The organism is Mycoplana sp. 10N416 (assembly GCF_056394765.1).
In genome coordinates this window covers 124565-142443 of record NZ_JBFTIM010000001.1, presented here as the reverse complement: position 1 = coordinate 142443, position 17879 = coordinate 124565, and the positions used below count along the sequence as shown (strand labels likewise).

Here is a 17879-nt window from a genome sequence, read left to right as displayed (position 1 = left end):
CTTGCCTTTCCTTTGATAGGCAGTCTACTTGCCGCATGGCAATGGTTCGAAAAAGCTCCAATTAGGAAGTAAAGATGAAGGCCAATCTGTCGGACTGGTCGGCTCTCGTGCCCGTGTTGCCAGGGGAGGGCCCGCGCACGCAGGCGCTCTACGATGCGGTCCGGCGACTGATCGAGACAGGAACGGTGCCGTCCGGTTCCAAGCTTCCGCCGACCCGTGACCTCGCAGCGCGTCTGCGCATGTCCCGCATCTCGGTGGTCGCCGCCTTCGAGCGGTTGGCGGCCGATGGTTTTGCCACCGCGCGCGTCGGCGCCGGCACCTTCGTCAGCGACGACGTGCCGCTGATCGGGGCGAGCGCGCATGCGGAAGCTCCTGCGGTGAAGGCGACGATGCCGCTGCCGGGTACGCTTGGTGTGGCAACGGCGGACGAGCGCACGTTGAAGATCTTCCGCACGCTGCTGTCGCGGCATCTGGCGCGACCGACGCCGGAGCATTTCCATTATGGCGACCCGAGGGGTGGGGCAGGGCTGCGCGAGGCGATCGCCGCCTATCTGCGGACGGCGCGCGGCGTGCGCTGCGACGCCGAGCGCATCGTCGTCACGACCGGCACGCAGCAAGGGCTCGACCTCTTCGTCCGCTCGATGCTGGAGCCGGGCGACGGTGTCTGGATCGAGGACCCGTGCTATCCGAGCGCGCGTGCCGTTTTCGAGGGCAACGGCATTCGGCTTCAAGGGGTGCCGGTCGATGCGGAAGGGCTCGATCCGGAGCGCGGCGCCGCACTGATGCCGGGCGCCCGGGCCGTCTATGTCACGCCGTCGCACCAGTTCCCGCTCGGCGTGGCGATGACGATGCGCCGCCGGCTGGCGCTGATCGACTGGGCAAGGCGCAACGATGCCTGGATCGTCGAGGACGACTACGACAGCGAGTTCCGCTACGCCGGCCCGCCCTTGACGGCGATGCAGGGGCTCGATGGCTCCAGCCGCGTCGTCTATCTCGGGACGTTTTCCAAGGTGCTGCTGCCCGGCCTGCGCATCGGCTATGCCGTGCTGCCCGATGAGGTCATGGAGAAGGTCATCGCCCTGCGCGCGCGGACGGACCGCTTTCCCTCCACGCTCGCGGAAGCGGCACTCACGGACTTCATTCGCGAAGGCCATCTCGCCGCTCACCTGCGTCGTGGCCGCCGTCGCATGGTTGCCGCGCGTAATGCGCTCGTCGAGGGACTGAGGGGCGCGCGTGGTCTCACCGTCACCGTTCCGGAACAGGGGCTGCATCTGCTCGTTGAAATGGATCCGTTCGCCAGGGACACCGACCTTGTCGAGATCGCGCGCTCGGTCGGGTTCGGGGTGCGGGTCCTATCGGCCATGGCGGTATCGCAGCCGCCGCGACAGGGCCTCGTAGTCGGCTTCTCCGGTTTCTCGCCGGAAGCGCTGTTCACGGCTGCCAGTAACTTCAGGTCGGCGCTGGAAAGGCGTCAGATTTAGCGGCCGAGGTCGGCCGGACATTTCGCCGTCTCAAAGTGCTCCGGCGCGTTGCCGTTTCGAAAGACGCGCGGGTTCTTCTCGTAGGCCGGGCCGACGACAAGCGGTTCGGCGGGAAGAATGCTCTGGTCGGCATCGGAGGTGACTGTCGTCTCCAGGGTTTGCAGCACCGCCCCATCCGGCCCGTTGACGCGGATCGTTACCCGGTAGGGCCTGGCCTTCTTCACGCAGGTAATGTCCGGGCTTTCCAGCACCACCTTCTCCAGTTGCGGAAAGAGCTTGCGCGTCAGCACGAGCGGTTCGCCACCGGCCGGATTCTCGAATTCGGCCGTGACAGTCGAACCGTCTGGCACGGGTTCGGTCCGGTTAAGCGTGATCATGTAGGTCGCGTAGGCGAGCCTGTAGTTGAAGACGAACAGCTTGCCGGTCAGTTGCAGCGGATCGGGGCCGATCTCGCGCTGGCAGGCGGCGAGCGCCATCGCAAGCGACAGGGCGAGGAGCAGGAGGGCTGGCAGGCGGGCGACGATCTTCATGGGCCAGCTTCCTCCCGGTGGCGATAGTAGTGCCGGCTCGCCTTGGTGCGGTTGCCGCAGACCGCCATGTCGCACCAGGTCCGCGAGCGGTTGCGGCTTTTGTCGAGGAAGAGCCAGCCGCAATTGGGGCAGATCTTCAGCCGGTCCGGCGCCGCATTGACGGTCAGGCGCAGGGCCGAATGGGCGGTGGCCGCGTCGAGCGCACCAGCACGATTCCCCGAATGGCGCAGCGTGTCGGCGATCGCCTCCAGCAGGGCTGCCAGCCGGGCCGGCGTGCCTTCCCCGCTCGCCTCGGCGCGAAAATGCCCGTCGATCGCCTCGCGCAGGCCTAGAAACGCTGCGCGGCGCTCCGGTGCGACAGGAACGAGTAGCCCCGTCCGCTCGCGCTCGGCACAAAGGCGGTTGGCCGCGCCTGCAAAGGCGTCGATCGCCTTGGCGTCGGCATAGCGGTCGATCCGCCGTGCCGGATCGAAACGCAGCACGACCGAATTCGCCACGTCCAACGCCAGCGCGCCGCCGGCAAAACGATGCGGGGTCCAGGAAAACGTCATGCCAATACCCTAACTGGTAAAATTGATTTTACCAGTTATGATGGGATTGTCACCCGCGAGGCTGTCCATGGCGTATTTCCTGCAGCAACTTGCCAATGCCGTCCCGGTCTCCGCGCTCTATGCCGTGCTTGCCTTTGGCTACGCGATCGCCTTTTCCGTGACGCGGCGCGCGGATATCAGCTTCGGTGCGATCTTCGCCTTTGCCGCGCAGATGTTCATTCTCTTCGCCGACTATGGTTGGAACCGGCTATGGCTCGTGCTTCCGGCAGCCCTTGCGCTGGGCGCGGCCATGGCCATCGTCTTCGGCATGGGGGCTGCCATGGTGTCCGGCCGATACGTCATGCGTCCGCTCGCCTTCTCCTCGGACAATACAGTCGTGGTGGCCGCCGTCGGCGTCGTACTTGTGCTGATGGAGACGGCGCGGCTGGCCTCCAACACTCGCAGTCTCTGGCTCCCGCCGCTGCTGAGCCGACCATTGGATCTGTGGGGCGATCCTTCCTTCCCGGTGACGCTGACGGTCCTGCAGGTGGTGAACGCAGCGCTGATGACGGGGATCGTTCTGCTGGGGCATCTCTTTCTTTCCCGCTCCGGGTGGGGGCGGCGCTGGCGCGCCGTCTGCGATGACCGCAGGGCAGCGGAGCTCTGTGGCGTCGATTCCGGCCGCGTCTTCCTCGCCGCCTTCGCTCTTGCCGCCCTGATCGCCTGCCTCGCCGGCATCCTGGCCGCCAGCTATTACGGCAATATGGATTTCGGCGCGGGTCTGAACTTCGGCGTCAAGGTGCTGTTCATTGCCGCGATCGGCGGCTATTCGACGCCGATCCTGTCGGCGCTGGGTGGGGCAGCGGTCGGGCTCGCCGAGACGATCTGGAACGCCTACGGCGCGTTCCTCTGGCGCGACTTCGTCATCTATTCCGCGCTGGTGCTGCTGCTGGTGATCTTCCGGCGGGAGAAGGGGATACCGTAGCGGCTAGCAGGCCGGGTTCACCGAAGGTGGGCTTCAGCTATTCCTGCCACTTCGCCCGGGCCCGATCGTCCGTATCCTTGGCCTCGACCCATCCGCCCGTGCTGCCGTCGGCGCGATGCTCCTTCTTCCAGAAGGGAGCGGAGGTCTTGAGGAAGTCCATGACGAAGGAGGCGCCATCAAAGGCAGCGTGGCGATGCGGGGCGGTGGCGACGACGAGGACGATGTTCTCGCCCGGTGCGATCCGGCCGACGCGGTGGATGGCGGCGATGCCTTCCAGCGAGAACCGCTCGACGGCGTCGTTGCAGATGCGCCGGATCTCCGCCTCCGCCATGCCGGGGTAGTGCTCGAGCTCGAGGGCGGAAAGACTGCCGCCTTCGTCGCGGCACAGGCCGGTGAAGGTGACGATCGCGCCGATCTGGCTGCGCCCTTCCGTCAGGGCCGCCGTCTCGATCATGGGGTCAAAGTCCTCGCGCTGAACCCGGACGACGACGGGCTGGGCGGCAACGGGAATGTTGGCCGCGCCGGTCATGGTTCAGCCACCGGTCATCGGCGGGAACAGGGCGATTTCGCGCGCGCCCGCGATCGATTCTTGATGCTCGACGTGCTCGTGGTTGACAGCGACGCGGATGACGTTCTCGTGCTCGAGGGCGATTTGATACTCCTCGCCGAGTGTCTTCAGGTGCTTCAGCAGGTCGCCGGCGGTCCTGACGTGGCCGGGGAGGTCGATCTCCTCTTCGTCCCGTCCGATCCGCTCGCGCACCCAGGCAAAGTAAACAAGCTTGGTCATCAGTCGCCCACGATATGCTTTAATCCGGCGCGGAAATAGTCATAGCCAGTATACATGGTGATCGCTGCGGCAATCCAGAGCAGCACGATGCCGATCTCCGTCGTATACGGCAAGTACTTGGCGCCGGCCGGGCCGGCCAGCAGGAAGCCGATGGCGAACATCTGGATCGTCGTCTTCCACTTGGCGATCCGGGTGACCGGTACGCTGACCTTCAGTTCGGCCAGGTATTCGCGCAGGCCAGAGACGAGGATCTCGCGGCAGAGAATGATGATCGCGGCCCAGATCGTCCAGCCGGCAATCGTCCCGTCCGCTGCCATCAGAAGTAGCACCGAGGCGACCAGCAGCTTGTCTGCGATCGGATCGAGCATGCGGCCAATATTGGAGGTCTGCTTCCAGATGCGCGCCAGATAGCCGTCGAAGAAATCGGTGATGGAGGCGGCCGCAAACAGGCCGAACGCCGACCACCGGGCGAAATCCGAAGACTGCAGCCTCCCCTCCACGAAAAAGCACAGGACGATCAACGGAACGGCGAGGATCCGAGCGTAGGTGAGGAGATTGGGGATGCTGTAAGCGGTGGCCATGGATTCACAGTCTCGGACGGGGTTTCCGTTTAGTTGTGGGCTTTGTGACAGGTCCGTCAACTATTTGCGAGACCTTTTCGCCGGGAACAAGGCAATATTCCGATGATGCCCATGAAAAGCACATAGGACGGTTCGCCGCATGGTGATGGCAGTTGCGGTTTGCCCGCACCGGCACGGACAATCCTGAAGAAAGTTTTTCATTTTTCTTCGAATAATTTGCGGTTCATGTTCGTTTTTCGACAAAAAGCGCGTTTTGCCGGTGCGACCCCATTGACCTTGGGTTGCATTTGGCTATTTTCGCGCGTCGCAGCAAAACAGCATCGAGTTTGGAAAGGGTGGATCCTCTATGGGGATCGTCGGCGGAGAACGTTTGTCGGTTGACGGCTATCTGGCACAGGATTTGTACCAGAGCGATGTCGTGACTCTTGCCGACGGCGGTTTTGCGGTTGCCTGGGGCAGCGTCCCTGCGGATGGCGTCGCTGACGTGCTGCTCTGCGTCTTCAACGCCGATGGCACGCTCCGGTCGAAGATGGAATTTTCAGTCCCCACGCAATCCCCCCAGTTCGTGCCGCAACTGACGGCTCTTTCAGGTACCGGCTTCGCCATGGTCTGGAGCGGCGAGACCGCGAACGACGATGCGGGGATTGCTGTGCGCCTGTTCGATCGCGACGGCAAGGCGCTGGGCGACGCTGCAACGACCGTGAATGCGCAAACGGACGGCGATCAGTTCGCGCCACAGATTACCACGCTCGCCGACGGCGGCTACGTGATCGCCTGGACCACCGCCGGTGCGCCCGGCGAAGCGGGCGGCCTGTCGCTCCGCGTGTACCATCGGGACGGGAACGCAACCGACTTGTCCATCGACGGCTTTAACGCGGAAAGCCAGCCAGGCTACAAGATCGTGGCGCTTGCCGGCGGCGGCTTTGCGGTCGTCTACGAGGCGGTGGCACCTGCCGAGGGGGACACCCCCGGTTTGCGCATGCGGATATTCGACGCTGACGGCACGTTGCAGACGGATGCAGCCGTTGCGATCTCTTCGGGCAAGGCCTGCCTGCAACGCAATCCGGCCGTCACCGCCCTTGCCGACGGTGGTTTCGTGGTTGCCTGGGAAGGCGACCGGCACAATGACGCCGACGGTATCGCCCTGCAGATCTTCAACGCCGACGGCACCGCGCGCGCCCAGACCGACTTCGCCGTCAACAGCCATACCGATGGCGAACAGCTCGATCCGGTCGTGACGGCCCTGAAGGATGGCGGTTTCGTAGTCCTGTGGCGCGGTTCGACCTTGCATGATCCTGACGGCGGCCTGGCGATGCAGGTCTACAATGCGGATGGCAAAACCCGAATTGCCGGCGACATTGCGGTCAATGGCTACACCCAGGGCCTGCAAAGCAGTCCATGCGTTGTGGCGTTGGCAGGCGGCGGCTTCGCCGTAGCCTGGGCCACGCAAGACAAGGATGGATACAGAATCGTGCTCAAGGTCTTCAATGCGAGCGGCACCGCGCGCATGGAGATCGAGGAGCCGTTGGACGGCACTACCGCCGAACTACACGGATCGCCCGGGATCGTTGCGCTTGCGGACGGCGGCCTCGCCCTGACCTGGCAGGCCAAGGGTGCGGATGGCGTTCACATCTACGAAAAGGTCTTCCGGGCCATCAACGACGCCCCGAGCGGTGAAAGCACGATCCGATACATCAAGGAAGACGGCAGCTATGTCTTTTCAGTCGAGGACTTCGGTTTCAGGGATGCCAATGGCGATGCGCTGAAGGCCGTGAAGATCACCGCGGTGCCGGCGAACGGCACATTGACGGTGAATGGCAGGATCGTCGTCCCCGGGCAGGAGATCAAGGCCGCAGACATCGAGGCTGGCAAGCTTGTCTGGGCCGCGGGCCAGAACCTCAACGGGGTCGGGCTCGGCGCCCTGTCCTTCAATGTTGTTGACGACGGCGGCAAGGACCACGGCGGCGTCGACACCGATCCCTTCATCCGCAAGATCACCTTTGACGTCGCCGAGGTCAACGACGACCCCGTCGCCAGGGTGGTGACGGGCTCGACCTACGAGAACGCGGTGTTCACGATCGAGGTTGCCGATGCCGTGATGGACGCGGACAACGACAACCTGACGATGCTCAACGCGAAGATCGTCTCCGGCTTCGGCTCGGTGATGATCGATGCGAAGAAGATGCTGATCTACAATCCGATGGGCGGGGCAAACCCGAACATCGGTGACGGCGACACCCGCACGGTCGTCATCAGCTACACCGTGTCGGACGGCAGGGGAGGCACCGCGACCGCGACCATCACCCTGACCGTCATGGGCATCTCGGCCGACATCTTTTCCGGGACGAGCGGCGCCGACCGTCTGACCGGGACCAGCTACGGCGATCTGATGTACGGCAAGGGCGGAGAGGATGCGCTTCGCGGTGGCGCCGGCAACGATCTGCTCGACGGCGGCAGCGGGGCAGACACGCTGAAGGGCGAGGCCGGCAATGACAGCTATGTGGTCGACAATGCCGGGGACAAGGTCATCGAAGCCGCCAATGGCGGAACGGACACGGTCCAGGCGAGCCGGAGCTACACGCTGACCGAGAACGTCGAAAAGCTGGTCCTGATCGGAGCCGGAAACTACAGCGGCACCGGAAACGCCCAGAGCAACACGATCACCGGCAATGCCGGCGCGAACGTCCTCAAGGGGCTCGATGGCAATGACAGGCTTTCGGGCGGCGCCGGTGACGATCGTCTCGACGGCGGCAACGGAAACGATGTCTTGAACGGCGGTGCCGGCGCGGACACCCTCTTGGGCGGCGCCGGCAACGACACCTACGTGGTGAACTGTGCCGGCGACACGGTGGTCGAGGCCGCCGGCGGCGGCACGGACACCGTCGAGGCAGGCTGCAGCTACACCCTTGCCGATCATGTCGAGCGGCTGGTCCTGACCGGCACGGGCAGCCACTCCGGCACGGGCAATGCGCTCTCCAACCGCATCGTCGGCAATGCAGCCGCCAATGTCCTCAAAGGTCTCGATGGCAACGACGTGCTTTATGGCGGAAGAGGAAACGACAGAATCTACGGCGGCAACGGCAGCGACAAGATCGTCGGCGATGCCGGCGCCGATACGCTGTCCGGCGGCTCGGGTTGCGACACCTTCGTGTTCCGTTCGGTATCGGACAGCACCGCTGCCATTGGCGGTCGGGATACTATCGTGGACTTTTCGAAGGCTGCCGGCGATCGGATTGATCTCAGTGGTATCGACGCCCGCCAGGCAAGCAGCGCGGACAACGCCTTCGTCTTTATCGGCAAGTCCGCCTTCACGAAATGCGCGGGAGAACTGCGCTATCAGAAGAGCGGCAGCGACACGCTTGTCCTTGGCGATACGGATGGCGACGGCAGGGCCGACTTCAGCATTCTCGTCACAGGCAGCGTCGCGTTCGCGAAGGGCGATTTCCTGCTGTAGCGGACGTCCCCGGTGGTCGGTCGACCCGTCCGCCGATGATCGACGCGCCCTGCATCTGGCATCTACCGTGCCGCGTCCTCGTGAAAATGGTTGTAGACCAGCCGGGCGACGCTTTCGGAAATGCCCTCGACGGCCATGAGATCCGAGATGCCGGCGCGCGACACCGCCTTTGCCGTGCCGAAGTGCTGCAGCAGCGCGCGCTTGCGGCTCGGTCCAATCCCGGCGATCTCGTCCAGCGGATTCTTGACCATTTCCTTTTTGCGCCGCGCCCGGTGCGAGCCGATGGCAAAGCGATGCGCCTCGTCGCGCAGGCGCTGGACGAAGTAGAGCACAGGATCGCGCGGCGGCAGCGAAAAGTCCGGCGTGCCGGTGGCAAAGAAGCGCTCACGGCCCGCCTCGCGGTCGGCACCCTTGGCGACGCCGATGGCGATCACCTGGTCGGTGATGCCGAGGTCCTCCAGGATCGTCCGCACAGCTGTCATCTGCCCCTGTCCGCCGTCGATGAGGATCACGTCCGGCCAGGCGGGGAAGGGCAGGTCGGCGGCGTCGGCGCTTCTATCCGCGCCCACGTCGGCGCTGCGGTCAGGCAGGCCCTCTTCCTTGATCAGACGGGAAAAGCGCCGCGTCATCACTTCGCGCATCATGCCGAAATCGTCGCCCGGCGTGATGTCGGTCGACCGGATGTTGAACTTCCGGTACTGGTTCTTGACGAAACCCTCCGGGCCGGCGACCACCATTCCACCCACCGCGTTCGTGCCCATGATGTGCGAGTTGTCGTAGATCTCGATCCGCCGCGGCACGTAGGGCAGCTTGAAGGTCTGCGCGAAGCCCTCCAGCAGCCGGGATTGCGAGGCGGTTTCGGCGAGCTTGCGGCCATGCGCCTCGCGCGCGTTCTGAAGCACCTGGTCGGCCAAATCCTTCTTCTCGCCACGCTGTGGCACCAGGATCGACACCCTGTAGCCGGACTTCTCGCTCAGCGCCGCGGCGAGCAGGTCCAGTTCCTCGATCTTTTCGGACAGCAGGATCTGCCGCGGGCAGGGCTTGTCGTCGTAGAACTGTGCCAGGAACGCGTTCAGCACCTCCGCACCCGTAAGTTGCGGGTCGGCCTTCGGGAAGTAGGCGCGGTTGCCCCAGTTCTGGCCGGTGCGGAAGAAGAACACCTGGATGCACGAGATCCCGCCCTCGTGGTGGATGGCGAAGACGTCGGCCTCCTCGACCCCGGCGGGGTTGATGCCCTGGTGGCTCTGGACATGGCTCAGCGCCGCCAGCCGGTCGCGATAGACGGCGGCGCGCTCGAAATCCAGCTCCTCCGCCGCCTCGTTCATCGCGGCTGCGATCTGGCCCTTCACGTTCTGGCTCCTGCCGGACAGAAAATCCTTCGCCTCCTGCACCAGGTCGGCATAGCCGGCGTCGCTGATCTCATGGGTGCAGGGCGCTGAGCAGCGCTTGATCTGGTAGAGCAGGCAGGGCCGAGTGCGGCTCTCGAACACGCTATCGGTGCAGGTGCGCAGGAGGAACGCCCGTTGCAGCGAGTTGATCGTCCGCCCGACGGCGCCGGCCGAGGCGAAGGGTCCGAAGTAGTCGCCCTTGCGGCTGCGGGCGCCGCGATGCTTGAAGATCGCCGGCGCGCGAGTGTCGGCCGTCAGGAGGATATAGGGAAACGACTTGTCGTCGCGCAGTTGTACGTTGAAGCGCGGGCGCAACCGCTTGATCAGGTTCGCCTCGAGCAGCAGCGCCTCGGTCTCGGTGCGCGTCGTGACGAACTCCATGTTGGCCGTCTCGCGAATCATCCGGCCGATTCGATTGGAGTGGCCGCGTCCGAGCGCGTAGTTGTTGACGCGCTTCTTCAGGCTGCGTGCCTTGCCGACATAAAGCACGTCGCCGGCCTCGTTGAACATGCGGTAGACGCCGGGACTGTTCGGCAGGCGCTTGACGAAGACCTGGATCAGCTCCGCGCCGCGCAGACCTTCCTGCACATCGACTGTTTCTGACCACTCGATCGCGGGCAGCGGCGAGGGAGCGGGCTGGCCCTCTGCTGCCAGATCCTCCTCGTCGTCCCGTTCGTTCTCGTCATAGAGGATGCCGCCATCCTCGATTGGCCTTCCGGTGGTCATTCCGCGATCTCCGCCACGTCTGGCGTTTTCCAGGCGAGTTGCTGCCCGCCGTCCAAAGCCATCATTTGCCCCGTAATCGATGGCGTGTCGAACAGAAAGCGAACCGACCGGCCGAATTCCTCAAGCTGCGGACCGGATCGAAGCGGGAGCGCATCGGTCTGCGCCCGGAAATCGTCTCCGCTCTGCAGTTCGTTGGCAGCGTCCTATGAAGAACATTCTGCCCGTATTGCGTCACCGTTGCTTGCTCAAACCGAGATATTTCGAACAACGCGCCCGCTTAAGCCGGACAAGGTGAGAGTTTCCCGATAAATTAACAAAACGTGTCTGCCTTGTAATATTGAAGGTGGTTTTTGAAGTATATTTGATGCTTCTGGATTTATGGTTAACAAATTACCTGTTGTTGGAAAGCAACATCTTAATCTGATCACGCCGTTGCCACGAAAATTCCACATTTTGGCTCTTTCAAATCCTCAATCTTTATTCAATTTGATCTCAAGCGGGCGGTCTGAACCGTATATTAGTAATGCCGAATTGGCCTATAGTTTGCCGTCGGTATGGAAATGCAAAGGAGAATAGCATGCGCACCCTGATCATCACCCTGATGGCTTCCGCAATGTCGATCGCTGCCTTCCAGGCGGCTCGTGCGGCTGACGCCGTCGACCAAATCCCGCAGGCTCCGGCTGCGGATTACTCCGAGCCCGTCGGCGGCAACTGGGCCGGTGGCTACGCGGGTGGTACGGTCACCTGGCAGCATGGCAACTTCGAAAAGCAGAGCGGCAACGGCGCCAACGGCTTCGGCGGCGGCGTCTATGGCGGCTACAACATGCAGAACGGCCAGCTGGTTTACGGTGGTGAAGCCGACGTGAACTACTCGGGCATCGACTCGAAGAATGCCACCCGCGAAGCCAAGCAGGGCGTCAACGGCTCGCTGCGCGCCCGCGTCGGTGTCGATCTGAACCCTGTCTTGCTGTACGGCACGGGCGGTGTTGCCGTCGCGCGCTCGAAGATGGAAGACGACACCTCGTCCGACAAGCGCACCATGTACGGCTGGACCGCCGGCGTCGGTGCCGAAGGCTTCGTCACCGACAACGTCACGGCCCGCGTCGAATACCGTTACACCGACTACGGCGACAAGAAGTTCAGCCTCGACTCCGGCAACGTCCGGGCCGGTCAGGACGAGCAGAGCGTCCGCGTCGGCATGGGCTATAAGTTCTGATCAAGCCGATCAGGCAGACATTGAAAGGCCGGGCGCAATCGCCCGGCCTTTTTTCATGGGCGAATAGGTCGTCCTCGGCCGTCGTCTACGGTGGCACTCCACCTCTGTCATCCCGGACCAGAACCGGCATCCATCGCGTGAGGTCCATCGCGCGTGAGATTCAAAACAAACCGACGGCCATTGGTCCTGCACGGCGCAGACGCGCCGTGGCTGGATGCCGGATCGGGTCCGGCATGACGGGACGGCGCCCCCTCAATCCTTGAACTTCGAGTAGTCCGGGAACGCCGCCTCGAACTTTGCCAGGTAGCGCTTCAGCTTCGGCCGGCCCCGCTGCCATTGTCCGGCGAAGCGCAGTTCGATGTAGCGCAGCATGGCGGCCAGCGCGAAATGGCCGCCGTGCGGCTTCTTGCCGAGCCGTGGCATGTTGCCCTCGAGCAGGTCGAGCGCGCGTTCCACTTTGCCCCATTGCCGGTCGATCCAAGGCTGGTGAACCTTGTCTTCGGGCCGGTAGCGCTTCTCATAGACGATCGCCAGCAGGCAATCGCAGATACCGTCCGCGGTCGCTTCGAGAACCTCTGCCTCCGTCCGCTTGGCGCTGGCACGCGGATAGAGCTTGCGGCCGGTCTCGCGGTCGATGAACTGCATGATCGCGCGGCTGTCGAAAACGGCCAGGCCGCTGTCGGTCACGAGCGTCGGGATCTTGCCGAGTGGATTGGCGGCGATCAACTCCGCCGGATCGGCCGTGGTGTCGACAGCAATGTGCTCGGCATCGAGCCCGCTGTAGTGGGCCGCCATGCGCACCTTCGTGGAGTAGGGTGAGGCCGGCGAATAGAAGATCTTCACGTATGTTCTCCTGAGTGAATGGTCCGACTGGGGCCGAATCCAGCAAAAGGCGCGGGGCGCGCGTAAAAACAGGAAGTTAGAGCATTTTCGCGATTCGGTGAAAAGCCGAAAGTCTCTAGCGAACCGGCGGCTGGGTTATGGTCTTCGCCTTGCAGGCGGTCCGGTCGACCTCGGGGCAATCGCGGAAATCGAGGCCCGGCGTCATGCAGATGCGGATTTCATCGAGTCGGCCCCCGTCGCAGGTCACGGCGATGCCGCGTTCGCTCAGTCCCGGATTGGTCGCAACCAGCGCCGCTTCGATCGCGTCTGTGGCCAGCCGCTCGCCGGAACCCTCTTCCAGGCTGTCGGGGATGGCGATACGGGCGAAGGCCGCGCGGGTGGCGGCGAGATAGTCGCGCTGCGACAGTCCCGAGCAACTGCCGTGCTTGCGCCACTGATGTCCGATCAGGCCCATCGACGGAATGATGTCCAGATACTGACGGCCGAGCCCCGCTGGCACCCGGTCGGGTTCGCGCGAGCGGCAGTATTCCGGAAAGCCGCGCTCGAACTGCGGCCACAGGCCGTGCACGATGAAGCCGGCGTTGCGGCCGCTGCGGCACTGCTCGCCGCGGCCGGCGGCATCGTTGTCCATGCACCAGGTCGGCGACCAGGACAGCGACAGCACGTAAAAGTCGAAGCCGTGTCCCAGCGGTACCGGCGCCTTGGCGGCGACCGAGTTGCCGGCGGAGGCGGCCGGCTTCCCACTATTAGACTGTGGGGCTTCTTCGCCGCATCCGGCAAGAACCAGCGGCAGGGCGGCAGCAAGCAAAAGTTTGGCAAGACGGGCGGCAGGGCGCCGGTCAGGCGAATCCGGATCGGGCACGGCTCAATAGGACGGCTGAAGCGACGCGCAATGGGCGCCGTAGACATACCAGGGATCGAGGCCGGGAATACAGAACTCGATGCTGCGCCCGACGCCGGCAAAGCCCCAGGGCCGCTCGATCAGGTAGAACAGCGGGCGGTGGCTCCCGTCCGTCAGCGTCGCTTCGGCGAGGCAATATTCGCGCTGGACCGACGAGATGTACTGGTTGAACGGCTCGAACCCGGTCAGTTGCATGCGGCGGATTTCGTAGATCGACAGATCTTGCCGGATATAGTTCGCCGCCTTGTATTCGAATCGGTGGGTGATGAAGCGAAGCACGCCCGGGTCGGTGCAGGCGCCTGACGGCCGGGCGGCCGCGTAGGCCGGCTGGGGTTCGACATAGGTGCCGTAGTCGGCGGCGTTCGCCGCTGTGGCAAGGAGACCGGTGACAAGGCATGCTGACAGGGCTGCGGCGCGTGCGAACATGTTCCCCTCCGGGCCGACTCGCTGCAATTGCGATCGGCAGCGCTCCACTTGGTATGCCGGCCGCCACCAGCGTCCTCACACCTAAGCTGCAGATTGCGGCCCGGACCGGGTGTGGTCAAGAGGCGAGTTGTGCTTCGCCGGTGAGCCAGAAGCTGCGCGCAGAGGCGAAGCGATCCTGCCGTAGCTTTTCCTTCAGGAACGGCAGCAGCTTCTCCAGTTCGGCCTTGAGCGTATAGGGCGGGTTGACGACGATGAGGCCGGAGCCGGTCAGTCCCGTCGTCTCGCGGTCGCTGCGGACCGAAAGCTCAGCGCACAGCATCTTCGGGATCTCGAGTTCCTTCAGTGCCCTGTGGAAGTCGGCGATCGGCGCGCCCCTCTTCAGCGGATACCAAAGGCAGTAGGTGCCGCCGGCAAAGCGCCGGTAGGCCTTGGCCAATCCGTCTGCCAGCCGTTCGTACTCGCCTTCCTTCTCGAAGGGCGGATCGACGAGGATGATGCCGCGCTTCTCCTTCGGCGGCACGTGCGCGCCGAGCGCCAGCCAGCCGTCGAGACAGGTGATCCGGCTCTGGAAGTCGCCGTCGAACAGGCGGTGCAGGGTTTCGTAGTCGTCGGGGTGCAGTTCCATCGCGGACAGGCGGTCCTGCGGGCGGAACAGGACACGGGCAAGCTTCGGCGAGCCGGGATAAAGCCGGACGCCGCCATCCGGATTGAGTGCCTTGACCGCATCGAGATAGGGCGCAAGCAACGCGGCGATGTCCGCAGGCAACTCGCCGTCGAGCAGCCGGCCGATCCCGTCACGCCATTCGCCGGTCTTCTGCGCCTCCCCGCTGGACAGGTCGTAGAGGCCGATTCCTGCGTGGGTATCGAGGACGCGGAACGCCTTGTCCTTGCCCTGCATGTAGGTGACGAGCCGCGCCAGCACCGCGTGCTTGAGAACATCGGCGAAGTTGCCCGCATGGTAGATGTGGCGATAGTTCATTGCTTTCCCGTGAGACGCCGATGAAATGTTGCGATAGGAAGAAAAATCTGCCTTCTTGGCGCTCTCGCTCTGGAATATAGAAAAGCCATGAACGTTGCGACCCCCAATCTCGGCAAACCCACGATCGGCCACTCGGCCTGTCCGCACGACTGTCCCTCCACCTGCGCCCTCGACATCGAGATCGGCGCCGACGGGCGGATCGGCAAGGTGCGCGGCAGCGCCGACAACAGCTATACGGCCGGCGTCATCTGCGCCAAGGTCGCCCGCTATGCCGACCGGCTCTACCATCCCGACCGGCTGATGAAGCCGTTGCGCCGCATGGGGGCAAAGGGCGGTGGCGACTGGCAGGAGGTTTCCTGGGAGGCCGCCCTCGACGAGATCGCGGCAGCCTTTGTCAGGGCCGAGCAGGCGCATGGCAGCGAAGCCGTCTGGCCGTATTACTATGCCGGCACGATGGGGCAGGTGCAGCGCGATTCCATCGATCGCCTGCGTCACGCCAAGCGCTATTCCGGCTTCTTCGATTCCATCTGCACCAACACCGCCTGGACCGGCTATGTGATGGGCACCGGCAGCCTGCGCGGCCCGGATCCGCGCGAGATGGCGAAGGCCGATTGCGTCGTCATCTGGGGCACCAACGCCGTTTCCACCCAGGTCAACGTGATGACCCACGCGGTGAAGGCGCGCAAGGAGCGCGGCGCCAAGCTCGTCGTCATCGACATCTACGACAACCCGACGATGAAGCAGGCCGACATGGCGCTTAAGCTGCGTCCCGGCACCGACGCAGCACTTGCCTGCGCCGTCATGCACATCGCCTTCCGCGACGGCTATGCCGACCGAGCCTACATGGCAAAGTTCGCCGATGACCCGGGCGGTCTCGAGGCGCATCTTGCCACGCGCGGCCCCGAATGGGCGACCGAGATCACCGGGCTCTCGGTGAACGAAATCGAAGCCTTCGCCCGCCTCGTCGGCGAGACGAAGCGCACCTTCTTCCGTCTCGGCTACGGCTTTACCCGCAGCCGCAACGGCTCGGTCTCGATGCATGCAGCCGTTTCGGTCGCGACCGTGCTCGGCTCCTGGCAGCACGAGGGCGGCGGTGCCTTCCACAACAACGGCGGCATCTTCCGCCTCGACAAGCGCGAGCTGATGGGCCTCGACATGGTCGACCCGGACATTCGCGAACTCGACCAGTCGCAGATCGGCCGCGTCCTGACCGGCGATCCGGTGGCGTTGCGCCGGCGCGGGCCGGTCACGGCCATGCTGATCCAAAACACCAACCCGGCCAACATCGCCCCGGAGCAGCGGCTGGTGAAGCGTGGCTTCCTGCGCGACGACCTCTTCGTCGCCGTGCACGAGCATTTCATGACCGATACGGCGAAGCTCGCTGATATCGTCCTGCCGGCGACCATGTTCGTCGAACACGACGACCTCTATCGCGGTGGCGGCCACCAGCACATCCTGCTCGGTCCGAAGCTCGTCGAGCCGCCGGCGACGGTGCGCACCAACCTCTTCGTCATCGACGAGCTGGCCAAGCGTCTCGGTGTCGACCACCTGCCGGGCTTCGGCCTTTCGGAACGCGAGCACATCACCCGCATGCTGCCGCATTACGAGATGGACTATGACGGGCTTGCGGAAGCAAAGTGGATCGACTGCCAGCCGGATTTCGAGACCGCGCATTTCGCCAACGGCTTCGGCCATCCGGACGGCAGGTTCCGCTTCCGGCCGGACTGGCTTGCCACGCCCGCGCCGAACCAGCCGCCGGCCTCGATCGGCGTTCTGGGGCCGCACCAGGCGCTGCCGGAATTCCCGGACTATGTCGAAGTCATCGAGACGGTCGATGCCGCCCATCCGTTCCGCCTCGCCACGCCGCCGGCGCGCACCTACCTCAATTCCAGCTTCACCGAGATGAAGTGGTCGCGCGAACGCGAGGGCCGGCCGGAAGTGATGATCCATCCGGCCGACGCCGAGGCCAACGGGGTGACTGATGGCGATATCGTCAGGCTCGGCAATGCGCGCGGCGACATCCGCCTCCATGCGAAGGTGACGAGCGAGACGAAGCACGGCGTGCTGATTGCCGAAGGCGTCTGGCCGAACGACGCCCATCTCGACGGCGAAGGCATCAACGTTCTGACCGGTGGCGATCCTGTCGCTCCCTACGGCGGGGCGGCCGTGCACGACAACCGCGTCTGGCTTGTGAAAGAGACGGCATGACGAAGTTCCGCAACGCGAAGGTCGAGATCGTCTCGGACAAGACGCTTTCGGACAACTGGTATCACCTTCGCAACGTCACCTTCGACTACACCCGCTCGGATGGCGAGACGGTGCGGATGAAGCGCGAGGTCTACGACCGCGGCAACGGCGCGACGATCCTGCTGCACGACTCGAAGCGCGACACGATCATCCTCGTCCGCCAGTTCCGGATGCCCGCCCACCAGAACGGCCACTCCGGCTGGCTCCTGGAAACGCCCGCCGGCCTGCTCGACGGCGACAATCCCGCCGACGTCATCCGCCGCGAGGTGATGGAGGAAACCGGCTACCGCATCGACGCGGTGAAGTCGCTGTTTAGGGTGTTCATGAGCCCGGGTGCCGTAACAGAAATCATCCATTTCTTCGCCGCCGAGATCGACGCCTCGATCCGCGAAGGCGAGGGCGGCGGCCTTGACCACGAGCACGAGGACATCGAGGTGGTCGAGGTGAAACTCGACGATGCCGCGAGGATGATCGAAACCGGCGAGATCTGCGACGCCAAGACGATCATGCTGGTCCAATGGGCGTTGCTGCAGCGGAAGTAGTCGCAGAACCCGCCGTCCGATAGGCATGAACGGAGAGTTGAGCCAGCTTGCCACGCTGCCCGGTTCGCCTGGCCAACAAATCTCGGATCGCCCGCCTAGGGTGTGCGAACGGCACCTAACTCACCCGTCATGCCGGACTTGATCCGGCATCCAGCGCGCTCAAGTCCTTGAGCGCAAAGGACTCCTTGCACCGCGGACGCGGCGCTGCTGGATCCCGGCTCAAGGCCGGGATGACGGAAAGTGGTCGTTCGAGAGTGGGGCGC

The 17879-nt window shown here is 64.3% G+C and carries 16 protein-coding genes and 1 pseudogene; 6 read left to right on the top strand and 11 right to left on the bottom strand.

Going from position 1 to position 17879, the window contains the following annotated elements:
* Positions 1-74: 74 nt before the first annotated feature.
* Positions 75-1481 carry a MocR-like pyridoxine biosynthesis transcription factor PdxR gene (gene pdxR, locus AC1DDS_RS00660; RefSeq protein ID WP_477477140.1) on the top strand — a complete coding sequence of 469 codons (1407 nt, stop codon included), beginning with the start codon at positions 75-77 and terminating at the stop codon, positions 1479-1481.
* Here the strand turns inward: pdxR and AC1DDS_RS00655 are convergent.
* The gene (locus AC1DDS_RS00655; protein ID WP_477477139.1) at positions 1478-2011 is read right to left on the bottom strand and encodes a hypothetical protein; all 534 of its coding nucleotides are present in this window, start codon (positions 2009-2011) and stop codon (positions 1478-1480) included. The two genes, pdxR and AC1DDS_RS00655, sit on opposite strands and share 4 nt — an antisense overlap.
* On the bottom strand, positions 2008-2562 hold the full coding sequence (locus AC1DDS_RS00650; RefSeq protein ID WP_477477138.1) for a CGNR zinc finger domain-containing protein: 555 nt from the start codon (positions 2560-2562) through the stop codon (positions 2008-2010). The genes AC1DDS_RS00655 and AC1DDS_RS00650 overlap by 4 nt, the downstream gene beginning before the upstream one ends.
* A gap of 67 nt (positions 2563-2629) precedes the next feature.
* Here AC1DDS_RS00650 and AC1DDS_RS00645 point away from each other — a divergent pair, with 67 nt between their 5' ends.
* Entirely contained in the window at positions 2630-3526 is an 897-nt protein-coding gene (locus tag AC1DDS_RS00645; protein ID WP_477477137.1) for a branched-chain amino acid ABC transporter permease, read from the top strand.
* 37 nt (positions 3527-3563) lie between these two features.
* Here AC1DDS_RS00645 and AC1DDS_RS00640 read toward each other — a convergent pair whose 3' ends face one another.
* Genes AC1DDS_RS00640 through pgsA form a run of 3 tightly spaced genes read right to left on the bottom strand, consistent with a single transcriptional unit; the run spans position 3564 to position 4894 of the window.
* Positions 3564-4055, bottom strand: coding sequence for a molybdenum cofactor biosynthesis protein MoaE (locus AC1DDS_RS00640; protein WP_477477136.1), 492 nt, complete (start codon positions 4053-4055; stop codon positions 3564-3566).
* A gap of 3 nt (positions 4056-4058) precedes the next feature.
* Complete coding sequence (moaD, locus tag AC1DDS_RS00635) at positions 4059-4313, bottom strand: molybdopterin converting factor subunit 1 (RefSeq protein WP_310418494.1); 255 nt, start codon at positions 4311-4313, stop codon at positions 4059-4061.
* Positions 4313-4894 carry a CDP-diacylglycerol--glycerol-3-phosphate 3-phosphatidyltransferase gene (gene pgsA, locus AC1DDS_RS00630; protein WP_477477135.1) on the bottom strand — a complete coding sequence of 194 codons (582 nt, stop codon included), beginning with the start codon at positions 4892-4894 and terminating at the stop codon, positions 4313-4315. Before pgsA ends, moaD begins: the two co-directional genes overlap by 1 nt.
* Before the next feature lie 370 nt (positions 4895-5264).
* On the opposite strand from pgsA, the gene AC1DDS_RS00625 reads away from it, so the two are divergent.
* On the top strand, positions 5265-8348 hold the full coding sequence (locus AC1DDS_RS00625) for a cadherin-like domain-containing protein (RefSeq protein ID WP_477477134.1): 3084 nt from the start codon (positions 5265-5267) through the stop codon (positions 8346-8348).
* A 62-nt stretch (positions 8349-8410) separates the two neighbouring features.
* Here the strand turns inward: AC1DDS_RS00625 and uvrC are convergent, their stop codons facing one another.
* Entirely contained in the window at positions 8411-10462 is a 2052-nt protein-coding gene (gene uvrC, locus AC1DDS_RS00620) for an excinuclease ABC subunit UvrC (RefSeq protein ID WP_477477133.1), read from the bottom strand.
* Positions 10459-10656, bottom strand: a pseudogene (locus AC1DDS_RS00615) (short-chain dehydrogenase); the annotation flags it as partial. The gene uvrC and the pseudogene AC1DDS_RS00615, both read right to left, overlap by 4 nt.
* Positions 10657-11039: 383 nt before the next feature.
* Between AC1DDS_RS00615 and AC1DDS_RS00610 the strand changes: the two are divergent.
* On the top strand, positions 11040-11678 hold the full coding sequence (locus AC1DDS_RS00610) for an outer membrane protein (RefSeq protein ID WP_477477132.1): 639 nt from the start codon (positions 11040-11042) through the stop codon (positions 11676-11678).
* 252 nt (positions 11679-11930) lie between these two features.
* Here AC1DDS_RS00610 and AC1DDS_RS00605 read toward each other — a convergent pair whose 3' ends face one another.
* The 4 genes from AC1DDS_RS00605 to AC1DDS_RS00590 all read right to left on the bottom strand — a co-directional run bounded on the left by AC1DDS_RS00605 (position 11931) and on the right by AC1DDS_RS00590 (position 14827).
* Positions 11931-12521: a glutathione S-transferase gene (locus tag AC1DDS_RS00605; protein ID WP_477477131.1), complete on the bottom strand. Its 591-nt coding sequence runs from the start codon at positions 12519-12521 to the stop codon at positions 11931-11933.
* Positions 12522-12636: 115 nt separating this feature from the next.
* Positions 12637-13383 carry a ribonuclease T2 family protein gene (locus tag AC1DDS_RS00600; RefSeq protein ID WP_477477130.1) on the bottom strand — a complete coding sequence of 249 codons (747 nt, stop codon included), beginning with the start codon at positions 13381-13383 and terminating at the stop codon, positions 12637-12639.
* A gap of 3 nt (positions 13384-13386) precedes the next feature.
* Complete coding sequence (locus AC1DDS_RS00595) at positions 13387-13848, bottom strand: hypothetical protein (protein WP_477477129.1); 462 nt, start codon at positions 13846-13848, stop codon at positions 13387-13389.
* A 115-nt stretch (positions 13849-13963) separates the two neighbouring features.
* On the bottom strand, positions 13964-14827 hold the full coding sequence (locus AC1DDS_RS00590; RefSeq protein ID WP_477477128.1) for a 23S rRNA (adenine(2030)-N(6))-methyltransferase RlmJ: 864 nt from the start codon (positions 14825-14827) through the stop codon (positions 13964-13966).
* A gap of 87 nt (positions 14828-14914) precedes the next feature.
* On the opposite strand from AC1DDS_RS00590, the gene AC1DDS_RS00585 reads away from it, so the two are divergent.
* A complete protein-coding gene (locus AC1DDS_RS00585; RefSeq protein WP_477477127.1) occupies positions 14915-17035 on the top strand; it encodes a molybdopterin-containing oxidoreductase family protein in 2121 nt (706 codons plus the stop codon).
* Positions 17032-17616, top strand: a complete 585-nt coding sequence (locus tag AC1DDS_RS00580; RefSeq protein WP_477477126.1) for an NUDIX domain-containing protein — start codon at positions 17032-17034, stop codon at positions 17614-17616. Before AC1DDS_RS00585 ends, AC1DDS_RS00580 begins: the two co-directional genes overlap by 4 nt.
* Positions 17617-17879 lie beyond the last annotated feature (263 nt).

Bases quoted from the DNA above. Each gene is read 5' to 3' on its own strand.
- AC1DDS_RS00590 (WP_477477128.1), bottom strand. From the start codon at position 14,827: ATGAACTATCGCCACATCTACCATGCGGGCAACTTCGCCGATGTTCTC.
- AC1DDS_RS00655 (WP_477477139.1), bottom strand. From the start codon at position 2,011: ATGAAGATCGTCGCCCGCCTGCCAGCCCTCCTGCTCCTCGCCCTGTCG.
- pgsA (WP_477477135.1), bottom strand. From the start codon at position 4,894: ATGGCCACCGCTTACAGCATCCCCAATCTCCTCACCTACGCTCGGATC.
- AC1DDS_RS00595 (WP_477477129.1), bottom strand. From the start codon at position 13,848: ATGTTCGCACGCGCCGCAGCCCTGTCAGCATGCCTTGTCACCGGTCTC.
- moaD (WP_310418494.1), bottom strand. From the start codon at position 4,313: ATGACCAAGCTTGTTTACTTTGCCTGGGTGCGCGAGCGGATCGGACGG.
- AC1DDS_RS00645 (WP_477477137.1), top strand. From the start codon at position 2,630: ATGGCGTATTTCCTGCAGCAACTTGCCAATGCCGTCCCGGTCTCCGCG.
- AC1DDS_RS00580 (WP_477477126.1), top strand. From the start codon at position 17,032: ATGACGAAGTTCCGCAACGCGAAGGTCGAGATCGTCTCGGACAAGACG.
- AC1DDS_RS00650 (WP_477477138.1), bottom strand. From the start codon at position 2,562: ATGACGTTTTCCTGGACCCCGCATCGTTTTGCCGGCGGCGCGCTGGCG.
- AC1DDS_RS00585 (WP_477477127.1), top strand. From the start codon at position 14,915: ATGAACGTTGCGACCCCCAATCTCGGCAAACCCACGATCGGCCACTCG.
- uvrC (WP_477477133.1), bottom strand. From the start codon at position 10,462: ATGACCACCGGAAGGCCAATCGAGGATGGCGGCATCCTCTATGACGAG.
- pdxR (WP_477477140.1), top strand. From the start codon at position 75: ATGAAGGCCAATCTGTCGGACTGGTCGGCTCTCGTGCCCGTGTTGCCA.
- AC1DDS_RS00610 (WP_477477132.1), top strand. From the start codon at position 11,040: ATGCGCACCCTGATCATCACCCTGATGGCTTCCGCAATGTCGATCGCT.
- AC1DDS_RS00640 (WP_477477136.1), bottom strand. From the start codon at position 4,055: ATGACCGGCGCGGCCAACATTCCCGTTGCCGCCCAGCCCGTCGTCGTC.